The following is a 20,985-nucleotide window of genomic DNA, read 5'->3' on the forward strand; positions in this document are numbered from 1 at the left end:
ATGGCCCCCGCGGATCGTACGGACCGAAGGGGACGCGCATGGGCGGCAGGATGCACGCGGACGAGGCCGACATCGACGAGGCCCTCGTCCGGCGGCTGCTGGCCGCGCAGTTCCCGCGCTGGGCCGCTCTCCCGCTGCGCCGTTTCCCCTCCTCCGGCACCGTCAACGCGGTCTTCCGGCTCGGCGACGACCTGGCCGTCCGCCTGCCGCGCGTCGAGAACGGCGTCGGCGACGTCGCCAGGGAGCGGCGGTGGCTGCCGCTGCTGGCCCCCGCGCTGCCCGTCCCGATCCCCTCGGTGCTCGGCGAGGGCCTGCCCGGCGAGGGGTTCCCCTGGCCGTGGTCGGTGTGCCGGTGGCTCGACGGCGACAACCCGGAGGCCGGGGCGCTGCCCGGGGGCGGGGAGGCGCTGGCCGCCGATCTGGCGGCGTTCGTCGCCGCGCTGCGCGAGGTCGAGCCCGCCGGCGCGCCCGGCGCCTACCGGGGCGGCCCGCTGTCCCGCCTCGACGAGGCCACCCGGGCCGCGATCGGCGAGCTCGACGGCATGATCGACACCGCCGCCGCCACGGCCGCCTGGAAGGACGCGCTGAGCGCGCCCGAATGGCGGGGCGGGCCCGTCTGGGTGCACGCCGACCTGATGCCGGGCAACCTGCTGGTCCGCGACGGCCGGCTGAGCGGGGTCATCGACTGGGGCACGGCCGGCGCGGGCGACCCGGCCTGCGACCTGATCCCGGCCTGGAACCTGCTGCCGCCCGCCGCCCGCGAGGTCTTCCGGGCCGCGCTCGGCGCCGACGACGCCACCTGGGCGCGCGGCCGCGGCCGGGCCCTGTCCATGGCGCTCATCCAGCTCCCCTACTACAAGGACACCAACCCGGCCATGGCGGCCAACGCCCGGCACGTGATCCGCGAGGTGCTCGCCGACCCGGCGAACTGACCGCACGCTGACGGGATTCTTGGGTTTTTTCCGGCGAGATGATTGTCTGTCCGGAGGAACTACGAGGAGGCCACCGGTGAGCCGTCAGATCGTGTCAATCGTGGGTGGGAAGGACACCACCGGCGAGAGCGTGTACGAGTCGACCAATCCCGCCCGCCCCGGCGAGGTCGTGGCCCGGGTCGGCCTGGCCGACGCCGCCGCGTTCGCCGCCGCCTGCCGCACCGCCAAGGAGGCCCAGCGCGAGTGGGCCAAGGTGCCGGCGCCGGTGCGCGGCCGGGTGATCGCCTCCATCGGGCGGCTGGTCGAGGCCAACGCCGAGAGCCTGGCCCGCCTGGTCACCCGGGAGATCGGCAAGCCGTACGCCGAGGCGCTGGGCGAGGTGCGGGAGATCGTCGACACCTGCGACTTCTTCCTGGGCGAGGGCCGCCGGCTCTACGGGCAGACCGTCCCGTCGGAGATGCCGGACAAGAACCTGTTCACCTTCCGCAACCCGGTCGGGGTCGCCGCGGTGATCACGGCGGGCAACTTCCCCGTGGCCGTGCCGTCCTGGTATCTCGTGCCCGCGCTGCTGTGCGGCAACGCCGTGGTGTGGAAGCCCGCCGAGTACGCCGCCGCCTCCGCCGAGGCCATGTACCGGCTGTTCGCCGCCTCGGGGCTGCCCGACGGGGTGCTCAACGTGGTCTTCGCCGACGGCGCGCAGACCTTCGCGGGGCTGGAGCTGGCCCTGGAGGAGGGCAGCGTGCACAAGGTCGGCTTCACCGGGTCGAGCGAGGTCGGCCGGAAGGTCGGCGAGCTGGCCGGGCGCCACCTGCAGTCGGCGTGCCTGGAGCTCGGCGGCAAGAACCCGATGGTGATCATGCCGGACGCCGACCTGGACCTGGCCGTCGAGGGCGCGCTGTTCTCCGGCTTCGGCACCGCCGGCCAGCGCTGCACCAGCCTGGGCACGGTCATCGTGCACGAGAGCGTGCACGACGAGTTCGTCGAGCGGTTCGCGCGGGCGGCCGGGGAGGCCAGGATCGGCGACCCCGAGCAGGACGTGCTGGCCGGCCCGCTGCTCGACCAGAAGTTCGCCGACCGGTACGAGGAGTACCTGACCTGGATTCAGCCCCACCACGAGGTCGTCTCGGGCAGCACGGGCAGGATCACCAAGGACAACCCGCGCGGCGACTTCGACGGCGACGGCGGCCTCTACTACCACCCGGTCATCGTCGACGGCGTGCGGCCCGGCGACCGGCTGTTCCTGGAGGAGACGTTCGGCCCGATCGTCGGCGTGACCACCTTCTCCACCCTGGACGAGGCCGTCGAGCTGGCCAACCGCCCCGGTTACGGCCTGTCGAGCTCGATCTACACGACCAACCCCAAGCACGCCTTCCGCTTCCGCGAGGGCATCTCGGCCGGCATGGTCAGCGTCAACAACTCCACCTCCGGCGCCGAGGCCCACCTGCCCTTCGGCGGCAACGGCAAGTCGGGCAACGGCAGCCGCCAGTCGGGCATGTGGGTGCTCGACCAGTTCACCCGCTGGCAGGCGATGAACTGGGACTTCTCGGGCCGGCTGCAGAAGGCCCAGATGGACGTGGCGGAGATCGTCCCGGACCTGGACTTCCGGATCTGAGACGCAAGAAGCCGCCCCCGGCCGGGGGCGGCTTCTCAGGCGTGCGGGCGGATCAGACCTGGCCGGCCTTCTCCAGGGCCTCGCAGCAGGTGTTCACCAGCAGGCGGGTGACCACGTACGGGTCGACGTTGGCGTTCGGGCGGCGGTCCTCGATGTAGCCCTTCTTGTCCACCTCGACCTGCCACGGGATGCGCACCGACGCGCCGCGGTTGGACACGCCGTAGGTGTACTTGTTCCACGGGGCGGTCTCGTGGTGGCCGGTCAGGCGCAGCTCGATGTCGGCGCCGTACTGGGAGACGTGCTCCATGGGCTTGTCGCCCTCGCCGAGCGCCTCGCAGGCGGTGATGATGGCGTCGTAGCTCTCGCGCATCGCCTTGGTGGAGAAGTTGGTGTGCGCGCCGGCGCCGTTCCAGTCGCCGCGGGCGGGCTTGGCGTCGAGGGTGGCCTCGACGCCGAACTCCTCGGCCGTCCGGTAGAGCAGGTAGCGGGCGACCCACATGTGGTCGGAGACCTCAAGGGGGCCGGCCGGGCCGATCTGGAACTCCCACTGGCCGGGCATGACCTCGGCGTTGATGCCGGAGACGGCCAGACCGGCCGCCAGGCAGCGGTCGAGGTGCAGCTCGACGATGTCGCGGCCGAACACGGCCTCGGCGCCCACGCCGCAGTAGTAGTGGCCCTGCGGGGCGGGGAAGCCGCCCTCGGGGAAGCCGAGCGGGCGGCTGCCCTTGAAGAAGGTGTACTCCTGCTCGATGCCGAACCAGGACTCCTGGTCGGCGTACCGCTCGGCGATCGGGCGCAGCAGGGCGCGGGTGTTGCTGGAGTGGGGCGTCCCGTCGATCTCCTCGACCTCGCACAGCACGAGCACGTTGTCGCCGCCGCGGATCGGGTCGGGGCAGGTGAACACCGGGCGGAGCACGCGGTCGGAGGCGTGGCCCTGGGCCTGGTTGGTGCTGGAGCCGTCGAAGCCCCAGACCGGAGGCTCGGCACCGTCGGCCAGGATCTTCGTCTTCGAGCGCAGCAGAGCGGTGGGCTCGGTGCCGTCGATCCAGATGTACTCAGCCTTGTAGCTCACGGTGATCCTTTCGGGATTTCTCTCAGCCACGCCGAGTCTTATGGACGGCCATTTCCCGGTTTTTGCCCCAATGTGAACGCCGTGTTAATCGTGCCGCCACCGGTTCCGTTATTAGGGGGTAAATCCAATAAGGACGGTTAGCTGGGGCAGGTCGGCCGTCCGGGGGACGGCGGCCGTACGACGATCGAGGCCGGGGGATGATGATCATGGAGGATGTCTGGTTCGGCGCGCTGCTCGCGCCCGAGGCGGCGGACGGCGACCGGGTCCTGCGGCACGCCGAGCTCGCCGACCGGCTCGGCCTGGACCTGGTCGGCGTCCAGGACCACCCCTACCAGGCGGGATTCCTCGACTCCTGGACCCTGCTGGCCACCATCGCGCAGCGCACCGAGCGCGTCCGGCTGGTGCCCGACGTGGCCAACCTGCCGCTGCGCCCGCCCGCCGTGCTGGCCAGGGCCGCCGCCTCGCTGGACATCCTCAGCGGCGGCCGGGTGGAGCTCGGGCTCGGCGCGGGCGCGCTGTGGGACGCCATCGCCGCCATGGGCGGCCCCCGGCTCACCCCCGGCGAGTCGATCGAGGCGCTGGCCGAGGCGATCACCGTCATCCGGGCGCTGTGGACCCCGGGCGACCCGGTGACCTTCTCCGGCGGCCACCACCGGCTGGCGGGCGCGCGGCCCGGCCCGTTCCCGCCGCACCCGATCGGGATCTGGATCGGCGCGACCAGGCGGCGGATGCTGGAGCTGACCGGCCGGACCGGCGACGGCTGGCTGACCTCGTCCTTCCACAGCCCGCCCGAGGCGGTGACCGCGCAGGCCAGGATCCTCGACGCGGCCGCCGCGGACGCCGGGCGCGACCCGGCGGCGATCCGCAAGGTCTACAACCTCGGCGGCAGCCTGTCGCCGCTGCCCGGCGCGGGCTTCCTCGACGGGCCCGCCGCCCTGTGGGCCGAGCAGCTCACGGAGCTGGTGTTCGAGGCGGGCATGAGCGGGTTCGTGCTGGCCCCGGGGGTGGAGGCGGAGCGGGACCTGCGGGTGTTCGCCGAGGAGGTCGCGCCCGCCGTACGGGCGGCCGTGGCCAGGGAGCGCGGCCGGCCCGCGCCCGAGCCGGTCCGCCGGCCGGTGACGATCCCCGACCTGGACGAGGCCGGCCGGCCCAGGACGGCGGGCGGCGACCCCGCGTCCCTGACCGCCGGCCAGGCCCCGCCCGGCCGCCGCCTGGTGGACGTGCACGACGGCTACCGCGCCCAGCTCCGCCAGGTCAGGGACGCGGTCGAGCAGGTCGCCGCCGAGACCGCGGCCCCGCACCAGGACGGCGACCGGCTGGCGCTGCGCCAGAACCACTGGACGCTCGGCGTGTTCTGCGCGACCTTCCGCCGCCTGCTGACCGTGCACCACGACGTCGAGCACGGCAGCACCTTCCCCGCCCTCACCGAGCGCGACCCCGCCCTGGAGCCGGTGGTCAAGAAGCTGGAGCAGGAGCACGAGGTCATCGCCGAGCTGCTGGACCGCCTGGACCGGGCGTGCGCGGAGATGATCGCCGACCCGGCCAGGATCGACCGGGTCCGGGCCGGCGTCGAACGGCTCTCGCAGGCCCTGGCCTCGCACTTCGCCTACGAGGAGGAGGAACTGGCCGAGCCGGTCGGCCGCCTGGAGATCCGCCTCTAGCCAAGGAGCGTTCGTGGACGTGCCCGCGCCCGTGTGGTGGCTGACGATCCTGGGGATCGCCGGCCTGCTGCTGTTCGACTTCTTCTTCCACGTACGGCAGGCGCACGTCCCCGCGCTGCGCGAGGCGGCCGTCTGGTCGGCCCTGTACGTCGGGATCGCCCTGCTGTTCGGCGTGGGCGTGTGGGTGTTCGGCGGCGCCGAGCCGGGCGCGGAGTACTTCGCCGGGTACGTGACGGAGAAGGCGCTGTCGGTCGACAACCTGTTCGTCTTCCTCGTCATCATGGCGAGCTTCCGGGTGCCGCGCGCCGACCAGCAGAAGGCCCTGCTGTTCGGCATCGTCTTCTCGCTGGTCGCCAGGACCGGGTTCATCCTCCTCGGCGCCGCGATGATCGAGACGTTCGCCTGGGTGTTCTACGTCTTCAGCCTGATCCTGCTGCTCACGGCGGGCAACCTGCTGCGGCCAGAGGGCGGCGAGGGCCACACCGACAACGTCATGGTCCGCCTGGCCCGCCGGCTGTTCCGCGCCACGGACACCTACGACGGCGACCGGCTGTTCACGGTGGTGGACGGCCGCCGGGTGATGACGCCGATGTTGCTGGTCATGATCGCCCTGGCCGGCACCGACGTGCTGTTCGCGCTCGACTCCATCCCGGCCATCTTCGGCCTCACCCAGAACGTCTACCTCGTCTTCACCGCCACCGCCTTCTCGCTGCTGGGGCTGCGGCAGCTCTACTTCCTCATCGACGGCCTGCTCGACCGGCTCATCTACCTCGCCTACGGGCTGGCGGTCATCCTGGCCTTCATCGGCGTCAAGCTCGGGCTGCACGCGCTGCACGAGAACAACGTGCCGTTCATCAACGACGGCGAGCCGGTGAACGTCACCGAGATCAGCACCGGGCTGTCCCTGTCGGTGATCGTCGGCGTGCTGCTGGTCACCGTGGCCGCCTCGCTGGCCAGCCCCCGCGGCCAGGCGCAGAACGTGGTGTCGGCCGTCCGCCGGCACGCCCAGGAGTACCTGGACGTGGAGAAGGACCCGGCGCGGCGCGAGGAGGTCTACCGCGACCTGCTCGCGGCCGAGGCGCGGCTGGGCGAGCTGCCGGAGCGGCAGCGGGCCGGCGTCGCCCGGGACGAGCGGCTGGCGGCCCTGGTGGCGCGGGCGCACGCCGAGCACCAGGCCGGACACCAGGCCGGGCACGACCCGGCTAGGTAGGGGTGGCCTGGCGGGAGGTCAGCGGGGCCGCGATGTGCTCCAGCGGCGTGCGCTCGGCCTTCACCCCGAAGACGATCTCCACCAGCCCGGCCGCCACCATCATCCCGGCGCCGAAGCAGTAGCCGTAGAACAGCCGGGTCGGGTCGGGATGGCGCTGGTCGCCGATGAGCGAGGCGAAGACCGTCGGCCCGAACGCGCCCGCGACCTGCCCGAGCGCGAAGAAGATCGCGATTGCCTGGGCCCGCAGCTCGATCGGGAAGATCTCGCTCACGGTCAGGTACGCCGAGCTGGCCGCCGCCGAGGCGATGAAGAAGATCACCGACCAGAGCACGGTCTGCGTGACCGCCGTCAGCATCCCCTCCTTGAACAGCCACCCGGTCACCGCCAGCAGCAGCCCCGAGGTGATGTACGTGGCCGAGATCATCTGCCTGCGCCCGACCGTGTCGAACAGCCTGCCCAGCAGCAGCGGCCCGAGCAGGTTCCCGGCCGCGAAGGCGAACATGTACTGCGGCACCGAGCCCGCCGGGACGCCGTAGAAGTGCGTCAGCACCAGCGAGTAGGTGAAGAACACGGCGTTGTAGAGGAACGACTGGCAGATCATCAGCGTCGCCCCCAGCACCGACCGTTCCGGGTACGTGCGGAACAACGTCCTGGCGACCTGCGACAGCGGCGCGTGATGCTCGGGGACGATCTCCAGCGCCTGCTCCTGCGGCACCGGCTCCAGCCTGACCCGGTCCTCCCGCTCGACCTCCCGCTCGATGCGGGCGACGACCTGCTCGGCCTCCTCCTCGCGGCCGTGCGTCATCAGCCAGCGCGGGCTCTCCGGCAGGTGCCGGCGCAGCCCCCAGATGGCCAGGCCGATCACCGGCCCGACCGCGAACCCGAGCCGCCAGGCCCAGTCGGGGTCCAGCGGCCCGCCCGGGTGCAGCAGCAGGAACGTGGCCGAGGTGGCCAGCAGCGACCCCAGCCAGTAGGTGCCGTTGATGGCCAGGTCGACGTGGCCCCGGTAGTGGGACGGGATCATCTCGTCGATGGCGGAGTTGACGGCCGCGTACTCGCCGCCGATGCCCGCCCCGGCCACGAACCGCAGCACCAGGAAGCTCCACAGGTCCCACGACAGGGCGGTCAGGCCGCTGGCCACCAGGTAGATGCCGAGCGTGAGGATGAACAGCTTCCGGCGGCCGAGCCGGTCGGACAGCCAGCCGAAGTAGAGCGCGCCGGCCACCTGGCCGATCAGGTAGACGGTGGCCGACAGGCCCACCTCGGCGGAGGTGAAGCCGAGCGTGTCGGGGCGCTGCAGGAACGCCCCGACGTTGCTGGCGATGGTGATCTCCAGCCCGTCGAGCACCCAGGCCACGCCGAGCGCGATCACCAGCCGGGTGTGGAACGGCGCCCACGGCAGGCGGTCCATGCGGGCGGGGACCAGGCTGCGTACGACGCCGTCCTTGCTCATGCGTCCTTACTCTAAGTGACCATGAGATCACCCATCGGCCCGGGTCTCGTTGCCGTTGCCGGTTCCGGTGCCGTCGTAGCCGAGCAGCCGCATGGCGGTGTCCGGGTCCATGGCCGCGGCCAGCAGCTGGGCCCGCCGGTGGGCCTCGTCGCGCTCGCGTTCCGCCTTGGCCTGCGCCGTCCGTACGCCCCTGACCGCCACGAACGCGAGCCCGGCGCCCACGATCACCCCGACGACCACGACGAACAGCAGGAGCAGCAGGGCCGGCGAGGCGAGCGCGGGAGCCGCCGCGACGTCGGCGCCCGCGCCGGGCACCGCGCCGGTCACCGCCAGCGCCGCGATCAGGGCCAGCGCGATCAGCCCGAGCAGGCTGGCCACGACCAGCCAGGCCCGCCCGGCGCGCCGGCGCGGCCGGGCCTCGGCGACCGCCCCGGGGACCGGCCCGAAGCCCGCGTGCGGGACGGCGGCCGGAACCGCGTGGACCGCTGACGGGACCGGAGCTGGTCGCGGGCCGGGCGCCCACGGCACGAACTCGGGCCGGTCACCGCCCTGTTCGACGCCCTGCCCGATGTCCTGCCCGACGCCCTGCCCGACGCCCTGCCCGATGTCCTGCCCGGCGCCCTGGTCGATCCGGGTGACCTCGGCCGTGATCACCTGGGCCACGGCCGTGCCGGCGCCCGCGGCCGGGGCGGCGAAGGCGGCCGCCCGCGGCGCGGCCTCCTCCTCCACCGGGCCGGGCAGCTCGCGCTCGATGCGGCTGTGCTCCTTGTGCGCCCTGGCCGCCTCGTGGTGGTAGTCCTCCAGCTGCTCGTAGAGCTCGCCGGAGGCGTAGATCGTGCCGTCCACGAGCGGTCCGCGCTCGCCGCGGATGACGGCCACCACGTCGTCGCCGTTGAGCGTCTTGTGCGTCTCCAGGGCGTGCGCCAGGCACAACACCTGCCTGCGGTGCTCCTCCAGCAGCCGCTCGGTCTTCTCCAGCAGCCGCACCAGGTTGAACTCGATGCGCTCGCCCAGCACGTCGGGGGTCAGGTCGGGCGCGGCGCGCACCGGCTCGCGCTCGGTGATGCCGATGCCGCCGCCCCCGCCGCCCCGGCCGCGCATGGCCTTGCCTCCGTGGATCTCCAGCTCCTGCAGCGCGGGCAGCGACGTGACGCCGGAGCCCATCCCCCAGTACGACTCCATGAGCGCGGTGAGGAACGTGGCCGCGTGCAGGTCGCCGGAGACGCCGGAGGAGTTGTCCTCGCCGAAGAACATGCGCTCGCCGGCCAGCGAGGCCAGGGAGACCATGATGTCGGCCTCGTACTCGGACTTCCAGCGGGTGAACTGGTCCTCGGGCTTGATCGAGGCGACCATGCCCAGGTAGTCGGCGCCCTTCTCGATGGTGGCGATGTCGATCTCCAGATGGAACCGGGTCACGTACGCCACCACCGCGTGGCACGCCTCGTGCACGGCCACGGCGTGCCGCTCGCGCTCGATGTACTCGACGTCCTCGGGCGGGCCGAGCTGCTTGAGCCGCTTGGCGCGCAGCACGTCCGACCAGGTGATGACCTCCCGGCCGGCGCGGATGGCGGTGATCAGCGACTCGTTGACCAGGTCCTTGATCGTGGCCCCGGTCGCGTACGGCGTGATCGTGGCCAGCTTGTCGATCTGCTCCCCGGTGAGCTCGTGCTCGACCTTGTCGAAATAGCCCTGGTACGTCCGCACCCGCCCGGCCTTGGACGGGTAGCCGACCTTGTAGATGCGGTCGATGCGGCCCGGCCGCAGCAGCGCCTCGTCCAGCGCGTCGGGCCGGTTGGTGGCCATCATGACGAGGATGCGGTATTTGGGCGGCGGCTTGGGCCGCATCCCGAGCAGCCGCCTGACCAGCCGGTTGAAGAAGCCGCGCGGCTTCTTGAGCCCGGACAGCTCGGTGAGCAGCGCCTGGAGGGTGCCGGGGTCGCCGCTGTTCATCATGCCGCCGCCGGCGAAGAAGCGCTCGCGCCAGGTGCCGGGCGGGTCGGCGGCCTCGCGCCGGCCCTTGAAGGCCAGCACCGAGCGGCTCTCCTCCGACAGGTACGTCATTCCATGGCAGCCGAAGTGCCCGGAGATCCCGCTGTGTGCTGAGAAGCCGCCTTGCCCGGGCGGACCCTGCTGGGCCAGCTTGCCGCGCTTGCCGAGCGAGTCGGCCTCGTCGAAGAAGACGATCACGCCGCCGTACCGCAACGCCAGCTTGCGCAGCTTCCTGAACAGGCCCTTGACCTTCAGGATGCCGACGCCCATGAACATGTTCGTGAAGGCTCCCGGATCCACGAACACGTACGGCTTGCCGGTCTCACCCGCCACGGCCTCGGCCATCAGGGTCTTGCCGGTGCCCGGCGGGCCCCACAGCAGCAGGCCGCTGGGCACGTACCCGCCGCGCCGCTCGATCTCGTCGGGCCGCTCCAGGAAGACGATGTTCTCCTGGACCCGCTCGACCACGTGGTCCTGGCCCCAGACGTCGGCGAAGCGGGTCTTGATGTCGTCGGGGAAGTACGTCTCGACGCCGCCCCTGGACAGGAACCAGAACAGGCCGACGAACTGGATGATGACGAAGAAGAACAGGAAGACGATCTGCAGCAGGAACGGCAGCGCCTGCCAGATCAGCGTCGGCGCCTGCAACAGGGCGACGAACGGGCTGACGTCCAGCACCGCCCCCGCCACGAGCGCGGTCAGCGTGACGAAGAAGGCGATCTTCAGGGCTCTGGAGATGCGGTACCTGGTCCAGTCGTCGAAGCGCCGGTGCGTCCACCGCTCGAAGCCGCCGAAGACCCCCTGGCTCCAGAACCGGTGGTAGCCCGACCAGTGCTCGCTGACCAGGAAGTGCAGTTGCCGCAGGGCCTCGGCGCCGAGCAGCCAGAAGATCCACTGGTACTCGTAGCCGATCTTCCAGGCCGCCTCGGGGAAGGTCACGACGCCCGTCCAGTCGGCCATCACCTTCCAGGTGAGGATCAGGTAGGCCAGGACCAGCGCGACGAGGAACTTGCTCCGGTCCCAGAACTGCATCTTCTTCCTGGTCACGGAGTCCGGGTCGGAGGGCCCGCTGCCGGGGGCGCGCAGCCCTTCGTGCTGAAAGGTGGTGGTCAATGACGCCCCCTCATCCGGGCAGCCGGAGCAGCTTGAACGAACCCGCGATCTTGTCGAACTCGGCGCCGCGGTCGCGGTAGCAGGTCGCCCGGCAGCCGATGAGCATGACCGAGACCGTCGCGCCCTTCTCGTCGAGGATCGCGGTCTGGTCGAACGTCTGGACGTCGGCGCCGATCTGGTAGTTGAAGCGCACCCGTACGCCTCTGGCGCCGTTCTCCAGGGCGAGGACGTCGTCGCTGAGGAGCTCGAACTTGGCGAACATGGGCGGCCGGCCGGTGGTCATGGCCTGCTGCTCGTACAGCTCGCGCATCGGGTCCGTCACGGGCAGCACGAAGTCGCGCAGCCGGTTGAGCGAGATCGCGTCGCGCTGCTGCTCGGTGAGCTTGTGCACGGCGGCGTACACGAACGGGTCGGACGAGCTCAGCAGATGGTTGACCGACGGCTCGGCCGACTGGTCGAAGGCCGTGGACCAGACCCGCTGCGCGCGTGTCGCCGCCGCCAGCGAACCAGGTCGGTCACCCGTCAGATAGAGTTCGATCGGATAGGCGTCGAGCTGCGTGAACGAGGCGGGCACCTTGAAATAGGTGGTGCCTTCCCTGTCCCGTACGTAGGTGAACTCCGGCTGCCCGCACGCCGGCAGCACACAAACCGCGACGATGAGCGCGATCCAAGCCCGTGTCCTTTTCACCAGGGCTTACCTCCGCTTTACGGACCAACGCAGTTGTTGTGCCCGCTTTCAGGCGGAATGAGGCCGGATGCATGCTGAGAAATCTTGACCAAATCTTGGCCATTGATTGGCTTTACTTGTTACAGATCACCAAATGATGGTATGGGCCAGGTCGCCACACTCTACGGTCGCCCGGGATACAACGTTCGTGCAACCCCCATTGGTAGACCACAGGAAGTAGCAAAGGATATGAGGACGCCCATCCCGAGCCCCGGAGCGCACCATGAAAGAACCCGCGATGGAGACCGTCGACTCCTTCGGCATGACGGCTGAGCGGCAGTTCGCCGACCTGTGGTCGAGGACCGCCCTGTCGGTCAAGGAGCGCCGGCTGCTGCTGCTCGGGCTGCTCGTCGGACAGGGGCTCGACGAGCTGACCGCCGTGCAGCTCGACGTCGCGCTGCGGGCGGGCGACCTGAGCGAGAGCGAGCTGCGCGAAGTGGTGGTCTTCCTGACCCACTACGCCGGCTGGACCCGCGGATCACGGCTCAACGACCAGGTCGAGGAGCTGATCGAGCGGGTCAGGCAGGCTCGATCCGGTAGAGCGGACCCCGCAGGCTGAGCGCGTAGAGCTCGCCGTCGAGCCCCTCACCGAAGGAGGAGAGCTGCTCGACCCGGCCGATCTCGGCCGCCTTCGACGGCTCGGCCGCGGGCGCGGCCCTGACCCAGCCCGCGCAGAAGTCCCCGTACAGGAAGCTGCCGCGCAGCCAGGGCAGCGCGGCGCCGCGGTAGACGTACCCGGCGATCACCGAGCAGCTGCCGTCCTTGTGCAGGGGGTAGGTGATGACCGGCTCGGTCAGGCCGCGGCCCGTGCCGCCGCGGAAGGGCCGCTCGCCCTCGCGCAGGTTCCAGCCGTAGTTCTCGCCGCCCTTGGAGGCGGCCGGCTGGCGGTCGACCTCCTCCACCTCGTCCTGGCCGACGTCGCCGATCCACAGGTCGCCGCTGTGCCGGTCGAAGCCGAACCGCCAGGGGTTGCGCAGGCCGTAGGCCCAGATCTCCGGCCGCGCGCCGTCCTTCCCGGCGAACGGGTTGTCCCGCGGCACCTTGTACGGCCGGCCGCGCGGATCGATGCGCAGGATCTTGCCCAGCAGCGTGCCGAGGTCCTGGCCGTTGCCCTGCGGGTCGCCCGCGCTGCCGCCGTCGCCGAGCCCGACGTAGAGGTGGCCGTCGGGGCCGAAGGCGAGCTGGCCGCCGTTGTGGTTGGCGTACGGCTGGTCCTGGGTGAGCACGTCGCGCCGGCCGGTGGCGCGGCGGCCGTCGAAGGCCCATTCGGTGACGTGGGTGGCGCCGCGTGTGTCGGTCCAGTCGAGGTAGAGCCAGCGGCCGGAGGGATGGAAGGCGACGCCGAGCAGGCCCTGCTCGTTGCCGCCGCTCACCTCGCCCGACAGGTCGACGAGGACGTCGCCGTCCGTGGCGCGCAGCCGGCCGCCCTGCTCGGCGACGTAGAGCCGGGCGTCGCCCTTGCGCGCGGCGAGGGCGACCGGCCGCTCGAACCGGCCGAGCTCGCGGAAGCGCACCTGCCGGGGAGCGCTCTTCGGCTCGGGGCTCGCCGTCGTGGAAGCCCGGGCGGAGGCCGGCGGGACGGGCGGGGCGGAGGACACGGTGGCCGGGCCGGGCGGGGGCGAGGCGGCCGAGCAGGCGGTGAGGGCCAGGAGGAGCACGGCCGCGAGGGGGCGCACGCCGTCCATACTCGCACGCCCGACCGGGGACGTTAAGGTTCAGGACATGCCTACCGCATTGATCACGGGCGCCACCGCCGGCATCGGCGCCGCGTTCGCCCGCCGCCTGGCCGCCGACGCCTGCTCGCTCGTCCTGGTCGCGCGCGACGAGCAGCGGCTCGTCCAGGTCGCCGACCAGCTCCGGCTCAGGTACGGCGTGGACGTCGAGGTGCTGCCCGCCGACCTGGCCACCGAGGAGGGCCTGGCCAGGGTCGAGTCGCGACTGCGCGACGGCGTGGACCTGCTGGTGAACAACGCCGGCTTCGGCCACCCCGGCGACTTCCTGAAGGTGCCGGTCGAGGACGAGCTGCGCATGCTGAAGGTCCACTGCGAGGCCGTGCTGCGGCTCACCCTGGCGGCGCTGCCCGCGATGCGCAAGCGCGACCGGGGCGCGGTGATCAACGTGGCGTCGGTCGCGGCGTTCTTCTCCCGCGGCACCTACAGCGCCTCGAAGGCGTGGGTGGTCAACTTCAGCGAGTCGGCGGCCAACGACGTGCGCAACCCGCGGATCAAGATCATGGCGCTGTGCCCGGGTTTCGTGCGCACCGAGTTCCACCAGCGGGCGTCCATGGACACCTCGGGCATCCCCGGGTTCCTGTGGCTGAAGGCCGACAACGTGGTCAGGGACGCCATGCGCGACCTCGCGCTCGGCAAGCGGGTCTCGGTGCCCGACCTGCGCTACAAGGCCATCGTGGCGATCGGCAGGCTGGTGCCGCACAACCTGGCCGGGCGCGTCTCGGCCAGGCTCGGCCGCCGCTGACCTCGGGGCGTACCTCAACAAGGTGGGCCCCCGCCGCGGGAGGGGGTCGCGGTGGGGGCCCTGGACGGCCGTGAGGAACTCACGGCCGGGAACCGGAAGATCCGGCCGGCTCGGCTAGCGGTTGGCCTCGTGGCCGATGGCCAGGCCGCTCGTCGGGTCGAAGAAGTGCAGGTTGTGCGTGTCCAGCACCAGGTCGATGCGCTGGCCGGGGCGCACGTGGCTGCGGGCGTTGACGCGGGCGGTCCACAGGGACTTGTCGCCCACCAGCGGCAGCGCCGCCTCCTCGTCGTCGCCCGTGTCAGCGGCGGCGACGGTGTCCTTGTGCTCGACCGGCGGGGCGTCGATCAGGAACAGCACGTTGATCTCGGAGCCCAGCTCCTCGGTGACCTCCGCCTTGACGGGCAGGGTGGCCCAGCCGTTGGCGTGGTTGCCGGCCGAGTTGGCGTCCTCGAAGTCCGACGGGCGGATGCCGAGGATGACCTTCTTGCCGATGTACTGGTCGAGGCCCGGCTTGTCGGCGAACGCCGAGTCGGGGATCGGCAGGCTGATGTCGGCGAAGCGCACGACCGCGCCGTTGTCGCGGGCCAGCTCGGCGGTGACGAAGTTCATCGAGGGCGAGCCCATGAAGCCGGCGACGAACAGGTTGACCGGCTTGTCGAACAGGTTCTGCGGGGTGTCGACCTGCTGGAGCAGACCGTCGCGCAGGACGCAGACGCGGTCGCCGAGGGTCATGGCCTCGACCTGGTCGTGGGTGACGTACACGGTGGTGACGCCGAGGCGCTCGTGCAGGGTGTTGAGCGAGGCGCGCATGGAGACGCGGAGCTTGGCGTCGAGGTTCGACAGCGGCTCGTCCATGAGGAAGGCCTGCGGCTCGCGGACGATGGCGCGGCCCATGGCGACACGCTGGCGCTGACCACCGGACAGAGCGGCCGGCTTGCGCTTGAGGTAGGTCTCCAGGCCGAGCATCTTGGCGGCCTCGTTGACCCGCTTCTGGATCTCCGGCTTGGGCATCTTGCGGAGCTTGAGGCCGAAGGCGAGGTTCTCCTCGACCGTCATGTGCGGGTAGAGCGCGTAGTTCTGGAAGACCATCGCGATGTCGCGGTCCTTGGGCGGAAGGTGGTTGACCACCTTGTCGCCGATGGCGATCTCGCCGCCGCTGATGTCCTCAAGGCCGGCGATCATCCGGAGCGCGGTCGACTTACCGCAACCCGATGGGCCCACCAGCACCATGAACTCGCCGTCCTTGATCTCAAGGTTCAGCCCGTTCACGGCCTTCACGCCACCGGCGTAGATCTTGTCGACGTTCGTCAGAACGATGGATGCCATGACATTCCTTCGCGCTCCAGGGCGATCGGCCCGGACGTTGGTTCTCGGTTCCCGTGGATACGTTTTCACGTATCTCACCCGAAACGGACATCGGTGTCAAGGGGTACCGCGTGACCAGCCTTTGTAGGACCGATGGTCTTCCGGTGACCTGGAATCCATGATGGAATCGTTTCCATGGAGAAGCGGGCGACGATCAAGGATGTGGCCGAGGCGGCGGGCGTCGGCGTCGCGACCGTGTCCCGGGTGCTGTCGGGCGGCTCGGCCAGCCCCAGCACCAGGGAGCGGGTGCTGGCCGTCGCCGCCCAGCTCGACTACCGGCCCAGCGCGCTCGGCCGCAACCTGCGCCAGCGCCGCACCGGCGGCCTGGGCCTGCTGGTGCCCGACCTCACCGACACCTTCTACGGGCAGCTCTGCGAGGGCGTGCTCGCCTGCGCCCGGTCGGCGGGCGAGCCGGTCGTGCTGGGCTCGACGGGCGGCGACCCCGAGCAGGAGGCCGAGCTGATCGGCATGTTGCTCGAACAGAGCGTCGACCGGGTCATCGCGGTGCCCACCGGCGACGCCGAGACCTGGGCCCCCGCGCTCAGGGCGGGCATGACGGTGGTCTTCGCCGACCGCCTGCCGCCCGAGGCCGGGCGCGACGGCGACCGCGACCCCGCCGAGAGCGCCCTCGACGATCTCATGCTCCTCGACGGCGTGGCCCCACGCGGGCGCGTCCCCGAGGGCGCCGCGCGTCCGCTCGACGTGCCCGCCGTCCTGGCCGACGACCGCGCCGGCATCCGTACGGCCGTGCGCTACCTGCGGGGCCTCGGCCACCGGCGCATCGCCTTCCTCGGCGGTCCCGGCCACGACCGGCGGGCCGATGCCTTCCGCGAGGCCGTGGGCCCGCCGGTGGACGAGGAACTGGTGGTGTTCGGCACCGGCAGCCGCGACTCGGCCTACGCCGCCGCCTCCGGCCTGTTCCAGAGCCGTCCCGACCTGTCGGCCGTCGTCGCGGGCGGGAACGTCCTGGGCGAGGCGGCCGTGCTGGCCGCCCGCGAGCTCGACCTGCGGGTGCCGAAGGACGTGTCGCTGGTCATGTACGACGACGTGCCCTGGGCCGAGCTGTGCGCCCCGCCGCTGACCGTGATCGCCCAGCCGGGCCGGGACATGGGGTACCGGGCGTGCGAGCTGGTGCTGCGCGAGGGCACCCGGCGGGCGCGCACGGTGGTGCTGCCCACCGAGCTGATCATCCGCGGGAGCTGCGGCCCCCGCAGGTGACCGCGGAGGGCACGTCCTCAGCTGCCGCCGAGGACGTCCCGCGCGTGCGCCTCGATCACCTGGGCCACCTCCCGGGGCGCTCTCAGGTGCGCGCCGTGCCCCTGCCCGTGCAGCGTGACGCGCCGGGCGCCGGGGATCGCCTCCTCCAGGGCGTCCAGCCGCGCGCCGAGATGGGCGGGGCTGCGGTCGCCGCCGAGCAGCACCACCGGCGTCCTGATCGCCGCGTACGCCGCCCGCCGGTCGCCCAGGGCGTCGATCGCCAGCAGGTCGTCGATCTGGCGTGGCGCGCGCAGCCGCGTCGGCCGATGGCAGGCCACCGCCACGGAGGTCAGCCAGGAGATCGCCGGTGACAGGCCCACCACGTCCCTGAAGAAGATCCGCATCGCCCGGCCCGGCCGGCCCGCCGCCACCGCGGCCGCGGCCGCCTGGCCGGCCGCGCCGCCGAGCGAGGGTCCGAGGGCGACGGGCGGCTCGTACAGGACCGCGCCCGCGAAGGCGTCCGGCGCGAGGAGCAGGGACTCCAGCGCGGCCACCGCGCCGGAGGAATGGCCGACGAGCAGGACGGGCCCGCCTAACTCGGCCGCCACCGCCACCGCGTCGGCCGCCTCCTGCGCCATGGTGGCGGGCCCGGCCAGGTCCGGCCGGTACTGGCGGCGCCGGACGCGCACCACGCGGAACCGCGGCGCGAGCAGCCCCGCGACCTTGCCCCACTGGGTGCCGTCGTCGAGCCCCGCGTGCAGGACGAGGACGGCCGGACCCCGCCCCTCCTCGACCACCTGGACGTCGGTCCCGTCGGCGGATGTCACCGGCCGCATGGCGCCTCCTCAGTGCGGCCACTGTACGCCTCCTCAGCCCCGTAGTACCTCAGAGCTACGCGAAAGGTGCATCCCCCAGCGGGAAGCCGACTACAAGGCGTGATCCCTAGCTTCGGTGCCGGAAGGAAGATCCGGCACGGAAGGGGACCATCCGCCATGGCATCGCTGAGGAACCGCCTGCTCGCCGCGCTCGTCACCGCTTCGGTGGCGGTGCCCGCGTCCGGCGCCGGCGGGTCCGCGGGGGTGCCCGCGCCCGTCCCCGCCGCCGCGGCGCCGCTGAGCGCCGCCACCCCCGCCGCGCTGTCCGCCGGGCTCGCCGGGCGGTACGCCGCCGGGCGCGCCGCCGTCCTGGCCGCCGAGCGCACCGCCGCCGCGCGGGGGCACCGCCTGCGGGCGGCGGCGCTGCGCGCCATGGCCGGCCCGTCGCGCACGTTCCTGTCCTTCGACGGGCGCGACGGCGGCCGGACCGTGGAGGTCTTCGGCGACCTGGCGACGGCCCGGCGGATCGCCGTCCTGGTGCCCGGCTCCGACACGAACCTCGACCGGTACGGCCGTCTGCACGCCGGCGCGACGCGGCTGCGCGAGGCGCTCGGCGACGGCTCGGCGGTCATCGCCTGGGCCGGCTACCGCACGCCCGGCACGCTCAGCCTGGACGTGCTGACGCCCGCGCGGGCCGACGAGGCCGTGCCCGGGTTGCGCGCGTTCGTCCGGGAGCTGCGCGCGGTCAAGCCCGGCGCCCGGCTGTCGCTCGTGTGCCACTCCTACGGCTCGGTGGTGTGCGGACGGGCCGCGCCCGGCCTGGACGTGGCCGACATCGTCCTGATGGGCAGCCCCGGCGCGGGTGTCCCCGACGTCGCCGCGATGCGCACCCGCGCGGTCGTGTGGGCCGGGCGCGGCGCCGCCGACTGGATCGTCGGCGTGCCCCACGCGCTGGTCGAGCTGCCGTTCGTCACGGTCGGGCTGGGGGCCGACCCGGTCTCGCCCGGGTTCGGCGCCCGCGTCTTCGCGGCGGGCGACGGCGGCCACAGCGACTACCTGCGGCCCGGCTCCCCCGCCCTGACGGCCGTCGCCCGCATCGTCTCCGGAGAGGCCCCCCGCGATGCCTGACTCCTCCCTCCGCACCCGCTCCGGCCCGCGTGGGCTCGCCGCCCGCATCGAGGCCGGGACGCCGCCGGAGCGCGACCGGGCCCTGGACGCCCTGCGGGCCCTGGCCATCCTCGGGGTCGTGGCCGGGCACTGGCTGGTGACCGCCGTGGTCAGCGACAGCGGCAGCCTGCGCGTCACCAGCCCGCTCAAGTACCTGCCGCAGCTCGCCCCGATGTCGTGGGCGTTCCAGATGCTGGCGATCTTCTTCCTGGTGGGCGGCCTGGTCGGGGCGAAGGGCCACCGGTCGGCGCGGGCGGCCGGCATCGGCTACGTCCCGTGGCTGCGCGGCCGGTTGGGGCGGCTGTTCCGCCCGGTGGCGGTCGTCGCGGCGGTGTGGGCCGTGGCGGCGGTCGCGATGCTCGCCTCCGGGGTGCCGCTGGAGGACGTGCGGCTGCTGGTCAGGATGGCGGCGGCGCCGATGTGGTTCCTGCTGGTGTTCGCCGCGCTGACGGCGGCCACGCCGCTGGCCGCCCGGCTGCACCCGGCCTGGCCGCTCGCGGCGGTGGCGGTCTGCGACGCGGTGCGGTTCGGGCCCGGCGGACCGGAGTGGTTGTGGTGGGTGAACCTTGCGGCCGGCTGGCTGACGCCGTACTGCCTGGGCGCGGCCTGGGCCCGCGGGCGGCTGCGGAGCCGGGCCACCGGCTGGACGCTGCTGGCCGGCGGCGCGGCCACGGCCCTGGCGCTGGTGGTGTGGGGCAGCTATCCGGCGACCATGGTCGGGGTGCCGGGCGCCCCGGTCTCCAACCTGGACCCGCCCTCCCTCGCGGCCGTCGCCTTCGGGCTCGCCCAGTGCGGCGCGGCGGTGCTGCTGCTCGGCCCGCTGCGCCGGCTGCTGCGCCGCCCCGCCGTCTGGGCGCCCGTGGCCGTGGCGAACCTGGCCGCGATGACGATCTTCCTGTGGCACCAGACCGCGCTGATCGCGGTGACCGAGCTCGGCCTGCTGGCAGGGCGGGCGCTGCCCGGCCTGCACACCCCGCCCGAGGAGCTCGGGTGGGTGGCGGCCCGGCTGGCCTGGCTGCCGGCGTTCGCGGTGGCGCTGCTGGTGTGCTGCGCCGCCTTCCAGGCCCACGAACGCCGGCGGCCCCGCTAGAGCAGCTTCTCGATGGCCGCGACGACGGCCGGGTCGTCGGGGGCGGTGCGGGGGCGGAAGCGGGCCACGACGTTGCCCTCGCGGTCGAGCAGGAACTTCTCGAAGTTCCACTGGACGTCGCCCGCCGCGCCCTCCTCATCGGCCGTCTCGGTGAGCCGCGCGTAGAGCGGGTGGCGGCCGGGGCCGTTGACGTCGGCCTTGGCCAGCAGCGGGAAGTCGACGCCGTAGGTCGCCGAGCAGAACTCCTGGATCTCCTCCGCCGTGCCGGGCTCCTGGCCGGCGAACTGGTTGCAGGGCATGCCGACCACGCTGAAGCCGCGCGGGCCGAAGTCCTGGTGGAGCTTGACCAGGCCGGCGTACTGCGGGGTCAGGCCGCAGCGGGAGGCCACGTTGACCAGCAGCACGGCCTTGTCGCCGGCGAGGTCGCCGAGCGTGGTGGGGTCGTCGGCGAGGGTGCGGAGCGGGATGTCGCGAAGGCTCATGATCTGCAGCTTACAGAACGACGCCCGCCGCAGATTGTGACCTATTCCTCATTTTTCCCGCGAAACCCCTGAATATCAATATGTCGTGATCTTGGAATTGCGCCTGATTTTTCATGGTCAATTAGGAAATGAGCGCCTTTGTCAGGCAGGGTGACGCGGTCCCCGTCCCCTTCGAAAGGGAATCCGCATGCCCATGCTCCGCCGTACCGGTGTCCTGGTCCTCGCCGCAACGCTCGCGACGGTGACCGGCACCACGGCCGCACAGGCGCAGAGCTCCCAGAGCAGTGGCAGGAACAAAGCCATCGCCAAGTCCCTGGTCGCCCAGCGCGGCTGGGGCGCCGCGAGCTACGGCTGCCTGGTCAGGCTCTGGGCCAGAGAGAGCGGCTGGAACCACAGGGCCGGCAACCGGTCGGGCGCCTACGGCATCCCGCAGGCACTCCCGGGCCACAAGATGGCCTCCTCGGGCGCCGACTGGCGCACGAACCCGCGCACCCAGATCCGGTGGGGTCTGGGCTACATCAAGCAGCGGTACGGCTCGCCGTGTCGCGCGTGGGCGCACTTCCAATCCCACAGTTGGTACTGAGCCAAACCCCAGGTACGTCCGCGTTTTTACTCAAGGACATGC

General features: G+C 72.3%; 18 protein-coding genes. 10 read left to right on the top strand and 8 right to left on the bottom strand.

Annotated elements, in window-relative coordinates; all coding sequences use genetic code 11:
• The first annotated feature begins 38 nt into the window (after positions 1 to 38).
• A complete protein-coding gene (locus tag ABT158_RS24890; RefSeq protein ID WP_352357152.1) occupies positions 39 to 932 on the top strand; it encodes an aminoglycoside phosphotransferase family protein in 894 nt (297 codons plus the stop codon).
• Between the two features lie 100 nt (positions 933 to 1,032).
• The gene (locus tag ABT158_RS24895) at positions 1,033 to 2,544 is read left to right on the top strand and encodes an aldehyde dehydrogenase family protein (protein ID WP_352357154.1); all 1,512 of its coding nucleotides are present in this window, start codon (positions 1,033 to 1,035) and stop codon (positions 2,542 to 2,544) included.
• A 52-nt stretch (positions 2,545 to 2,596) separates the two neighbouring features.
• Here ABT158_RS24895 and glnII read toward each other — a convergent pair whose 3' ends face one another.
• Positions 2,597 to 3,616 (bottom strand): glutamine synthetase, encoded by a 1,020-nt coding sequence (gene glnII, locus ABT158_RS24900; RefSeq protein WP_352357156.1) that lies wholly within the window; start codon positions 3,614 to 3,616, stop codon positions 2,597 to 2,599.
• A 206-nt stretch (positions 3,617 to 3,822) separates the two neighbouring features.
• On the opposite strand from glnII, the gene ABT158_RS24905 reads away from it, so the two are divergent.
• Both ABT158_RS24905 and ABT158_RS24910 read left to right on the top strand, forming a co-directional pair.
• On the top strand, positions 3,823 to 5,277 hold the full coding sequence (locus ABT158_RS24905; protein ID WP_352357158.1) for an LLM class flavin-dependent oxidoreductase: 1,455 nt from the start codon (positions 3,823 to 3,825) through the stop codon (positions 5,275 to 5,277).
• A gap of 13 nt (positions 5,278 to 5,290) precedes the next feature.
• A complete protein-coding gene (locus ABT158_RS24910; RefSeq protein WP_352357160.1) occupies positions 5,291 to 6,487 on the top strand; it encodes a TerC family protein in 1,197 nt (398 codons plus the stop codon).
• On the opposite strand, the gene ABT158_RS24915 is transcribed toward ABT158_RS24910, so the two are convergent.
• The 3 genes from ABT158_RS24915 to ABT158_RS24925 are packed head-to-tail and all read right to left on the bottom strand — an operon-like array spanning position 6,480 to position 11,730.
• On the bottom strand, positions 6,480 to 7,940 hold the full coding sequence (locus ABT158_RS24915; protein ID WP_352357162.1) for an MFS transporter: 1,461 nt from the start codon (positions 7,938 to 7,940) through the stop codon (positions 6,480 to 6,482). The genes ABT158_RS24910 and ABT158_RS24915 overlap by 8 nt on opposite strands.
• Positions 7,941 to 7,967: 27 nt before the next feature.
• Entirely contained in the window at positions 7,968 to 11,042 is a 3,075-nt protein-coding gene (locus tag ABT158_RS24920; protein ID WP_352357164.1) for an AAA family ATPase, read from the bottom strand.
• Positions 11,043 to 11,052: 10 nt separating this feature from the next.
• On the bottom strand, positions 11,053 to 11,730 hold the full coding sequence (locus ABT158_RS24925; protein WP_352357166.1) for a hypothetical protein: 678 nt from the start codon (positions 11,728 to 11,730) through the stop codon (positions 11,053 to 11,055).
• Between the two features lie 262 nt (positions 11,731 to 11,992).
• Between ABT158_RS24925 and ABT158_RS24930 the strand changes: the two genes are divergently transcribed.
• Positions 11,993 to 12,328 (top strand): carboxymuconolactone decarboxylase family protein, encoded by a 336-nt coding sequence (locus ABT158_RS24930; protein WP_352324894.1) that lies wholly within the window; start codon positions 11,993 to 11,995, stop codon positions 12,326 to 12,328.
• On the opposite strand, the gene ABT158_RS24935 is transcribed toward ABT158_RS24930, so the two are convergent.
• Complete coding sequence (locus ABT158_RS24935; protein ID WP_352357168.1) at positions 12,288 to 13,445, bottom strand: PQQ-dependent sugar dehydrogenase; 1,158 nt, start codon at positions 13,443 to 13,445, stop codon at positions 12,288 to 12,290. The genes ABT158_RS24930 and ABT158_RS24935 overlap by 41 nt on opposite strands.
• Before the next feature lie 46 nt (positions 13,446 to 13,491).
• On the opposite strand from ABT158_RS24935, the gene ABT158_RS24940 reads away from it, so the two are divergent.
• Positions 13,492 to 14,244 (top strand): SDR family NAD(P)-dependent oxidoreductase, encoded by a 753-nt coding sequence (locus ABT158_RS24940; protein ID WP_352357170.1) that lies wholly within the window; start codon positions 13,492 to 13,494, stop codon positions 14,242 to 14,244.
• A 114-nt stretch (positions 14,245 to 14,358) separates the two neighbouring features.
• Here ABT158_RS24940 and ABT158_RS24945 read toward each other — a convergent pair whose 3' ends face one another.
• A complete protein-coding gene (locus ABT158_RS24945; protein ID WP_352357172.1) occupies positions 14,359 to 15,570 on the bottom strand; it encodes an ABC transporter ATP-binding protein in 1,212 nt (403 codons plus the stop codon).
• Positions 15,571 to 15,744: 174 nt separating this feature from the next.
• Between ABT158_RS24945 and ABT158_RS24950 the strand changes: the two genes are divergently transcribed.
• Positions 15,745 to 16,827 carry a LacI family DNA-binding transcriptional regulator gene (locus ABT158_RS24950; protein ID WP_352357174.1) on the top strand — a complete coding sequence of 361 codons (1,083 nt, stop codon included), beginning with the start codon at positions 15,745 to 15,747 and terminating at the stop codon, positions 16,825 to 16,827.
• Positions 16,828 to 16,844: 17 nt separating this feature from the next.
• On the opposite strand, the gene ABT158_RS24955 is transcribed toward ABT158_RS24950, so the two are convergent.
• Positions 16,845 to 17,642, bottom strand: coding sequence for an alpha/beta fold hydrolase (locus ABT158_RS24955; protein WP_352357176.1), 798 nt, complete (start codon positions 17,640 to 17,642; stop codon positions 16,845 to 16,847).
• A gap of 156 nt (positions 17,643 to 17,798) precedes the next feature.
• On the opposite strand from ABT158_RS24955, the gene ABT158_RS24960 reads away from it, so the two are divergent.
• Positions 17,799 to 18,749, top strand: a complete 951-nt coding sequence (locus ABT158_RS24960) for an alpha/beta hydrolase (protein ID WP_352357178.1) — start codon at positions 17,799 to 17,801, stop codon at positions 18,747 to 18,749.
• On the top strand, positions 18,742 to 19,878 hold the full coding sequence (locus ABT158_RS24965) for an acyltransferase family protein (protein ID WP_352357180.1): 1,137 nt from the start codon (positions 18,742 to 18,744) through the stop codon (positions 19,876 to 19,878). The genes ABT158_RS24960 and ABT158_RS24965 overlap by 8 nt, the downstream gene beginning before the upstream one ends.
• Here ABT158_RS24965 and ABT158_RS24970 read toward each other — a convergent pair.
• Positions 19,875 to 20,360, bottom strand: a complete 486-nt coding sequence (locus tag ABT158_RS24970; RefSeq protein WP_352357182.1) for a glutathione peroxidase — start codon at positions 20,358 to 20,360, stop codon at positions 19,875 to 19,877. The two genes, ABT158_RS24965 and ABT158_RS24970, sit on opposite strands and share 4 nt — an antisense overlap.
• Before the next feature lie 187 nt (positions 20,361 to 20,547).
• Here ABT158_RS24970 and ABT158_RS24975 point away from each other — a divergent pair, with 187 nt between their 5' ends.
• Positions 20,548 to 20,943 (top strand): aggregation-promoting factor C-terminal-like domain-containing protein, encoded by a 396-nt coding sequence (locus ABT158_RS24975; RefSeq protein ID WP_352324904.1) that lies wholly within the window; start codon positions 20,548 to 20,550, stop codon positions 20,941 to 20,943.
• The last annotated feature ends 42 nt before the right edge of the window (positions 20,944 to 20,985 follow it).

The organism is Nonomuraea sp. NPDC001636, from assembly GCF_040298265.1.
Classification (GTDB): Bacteria; Actinomycetota; Actinomycetes; order Streptosporangiales; family Streptosporangiaceae; genus Nonomuraea.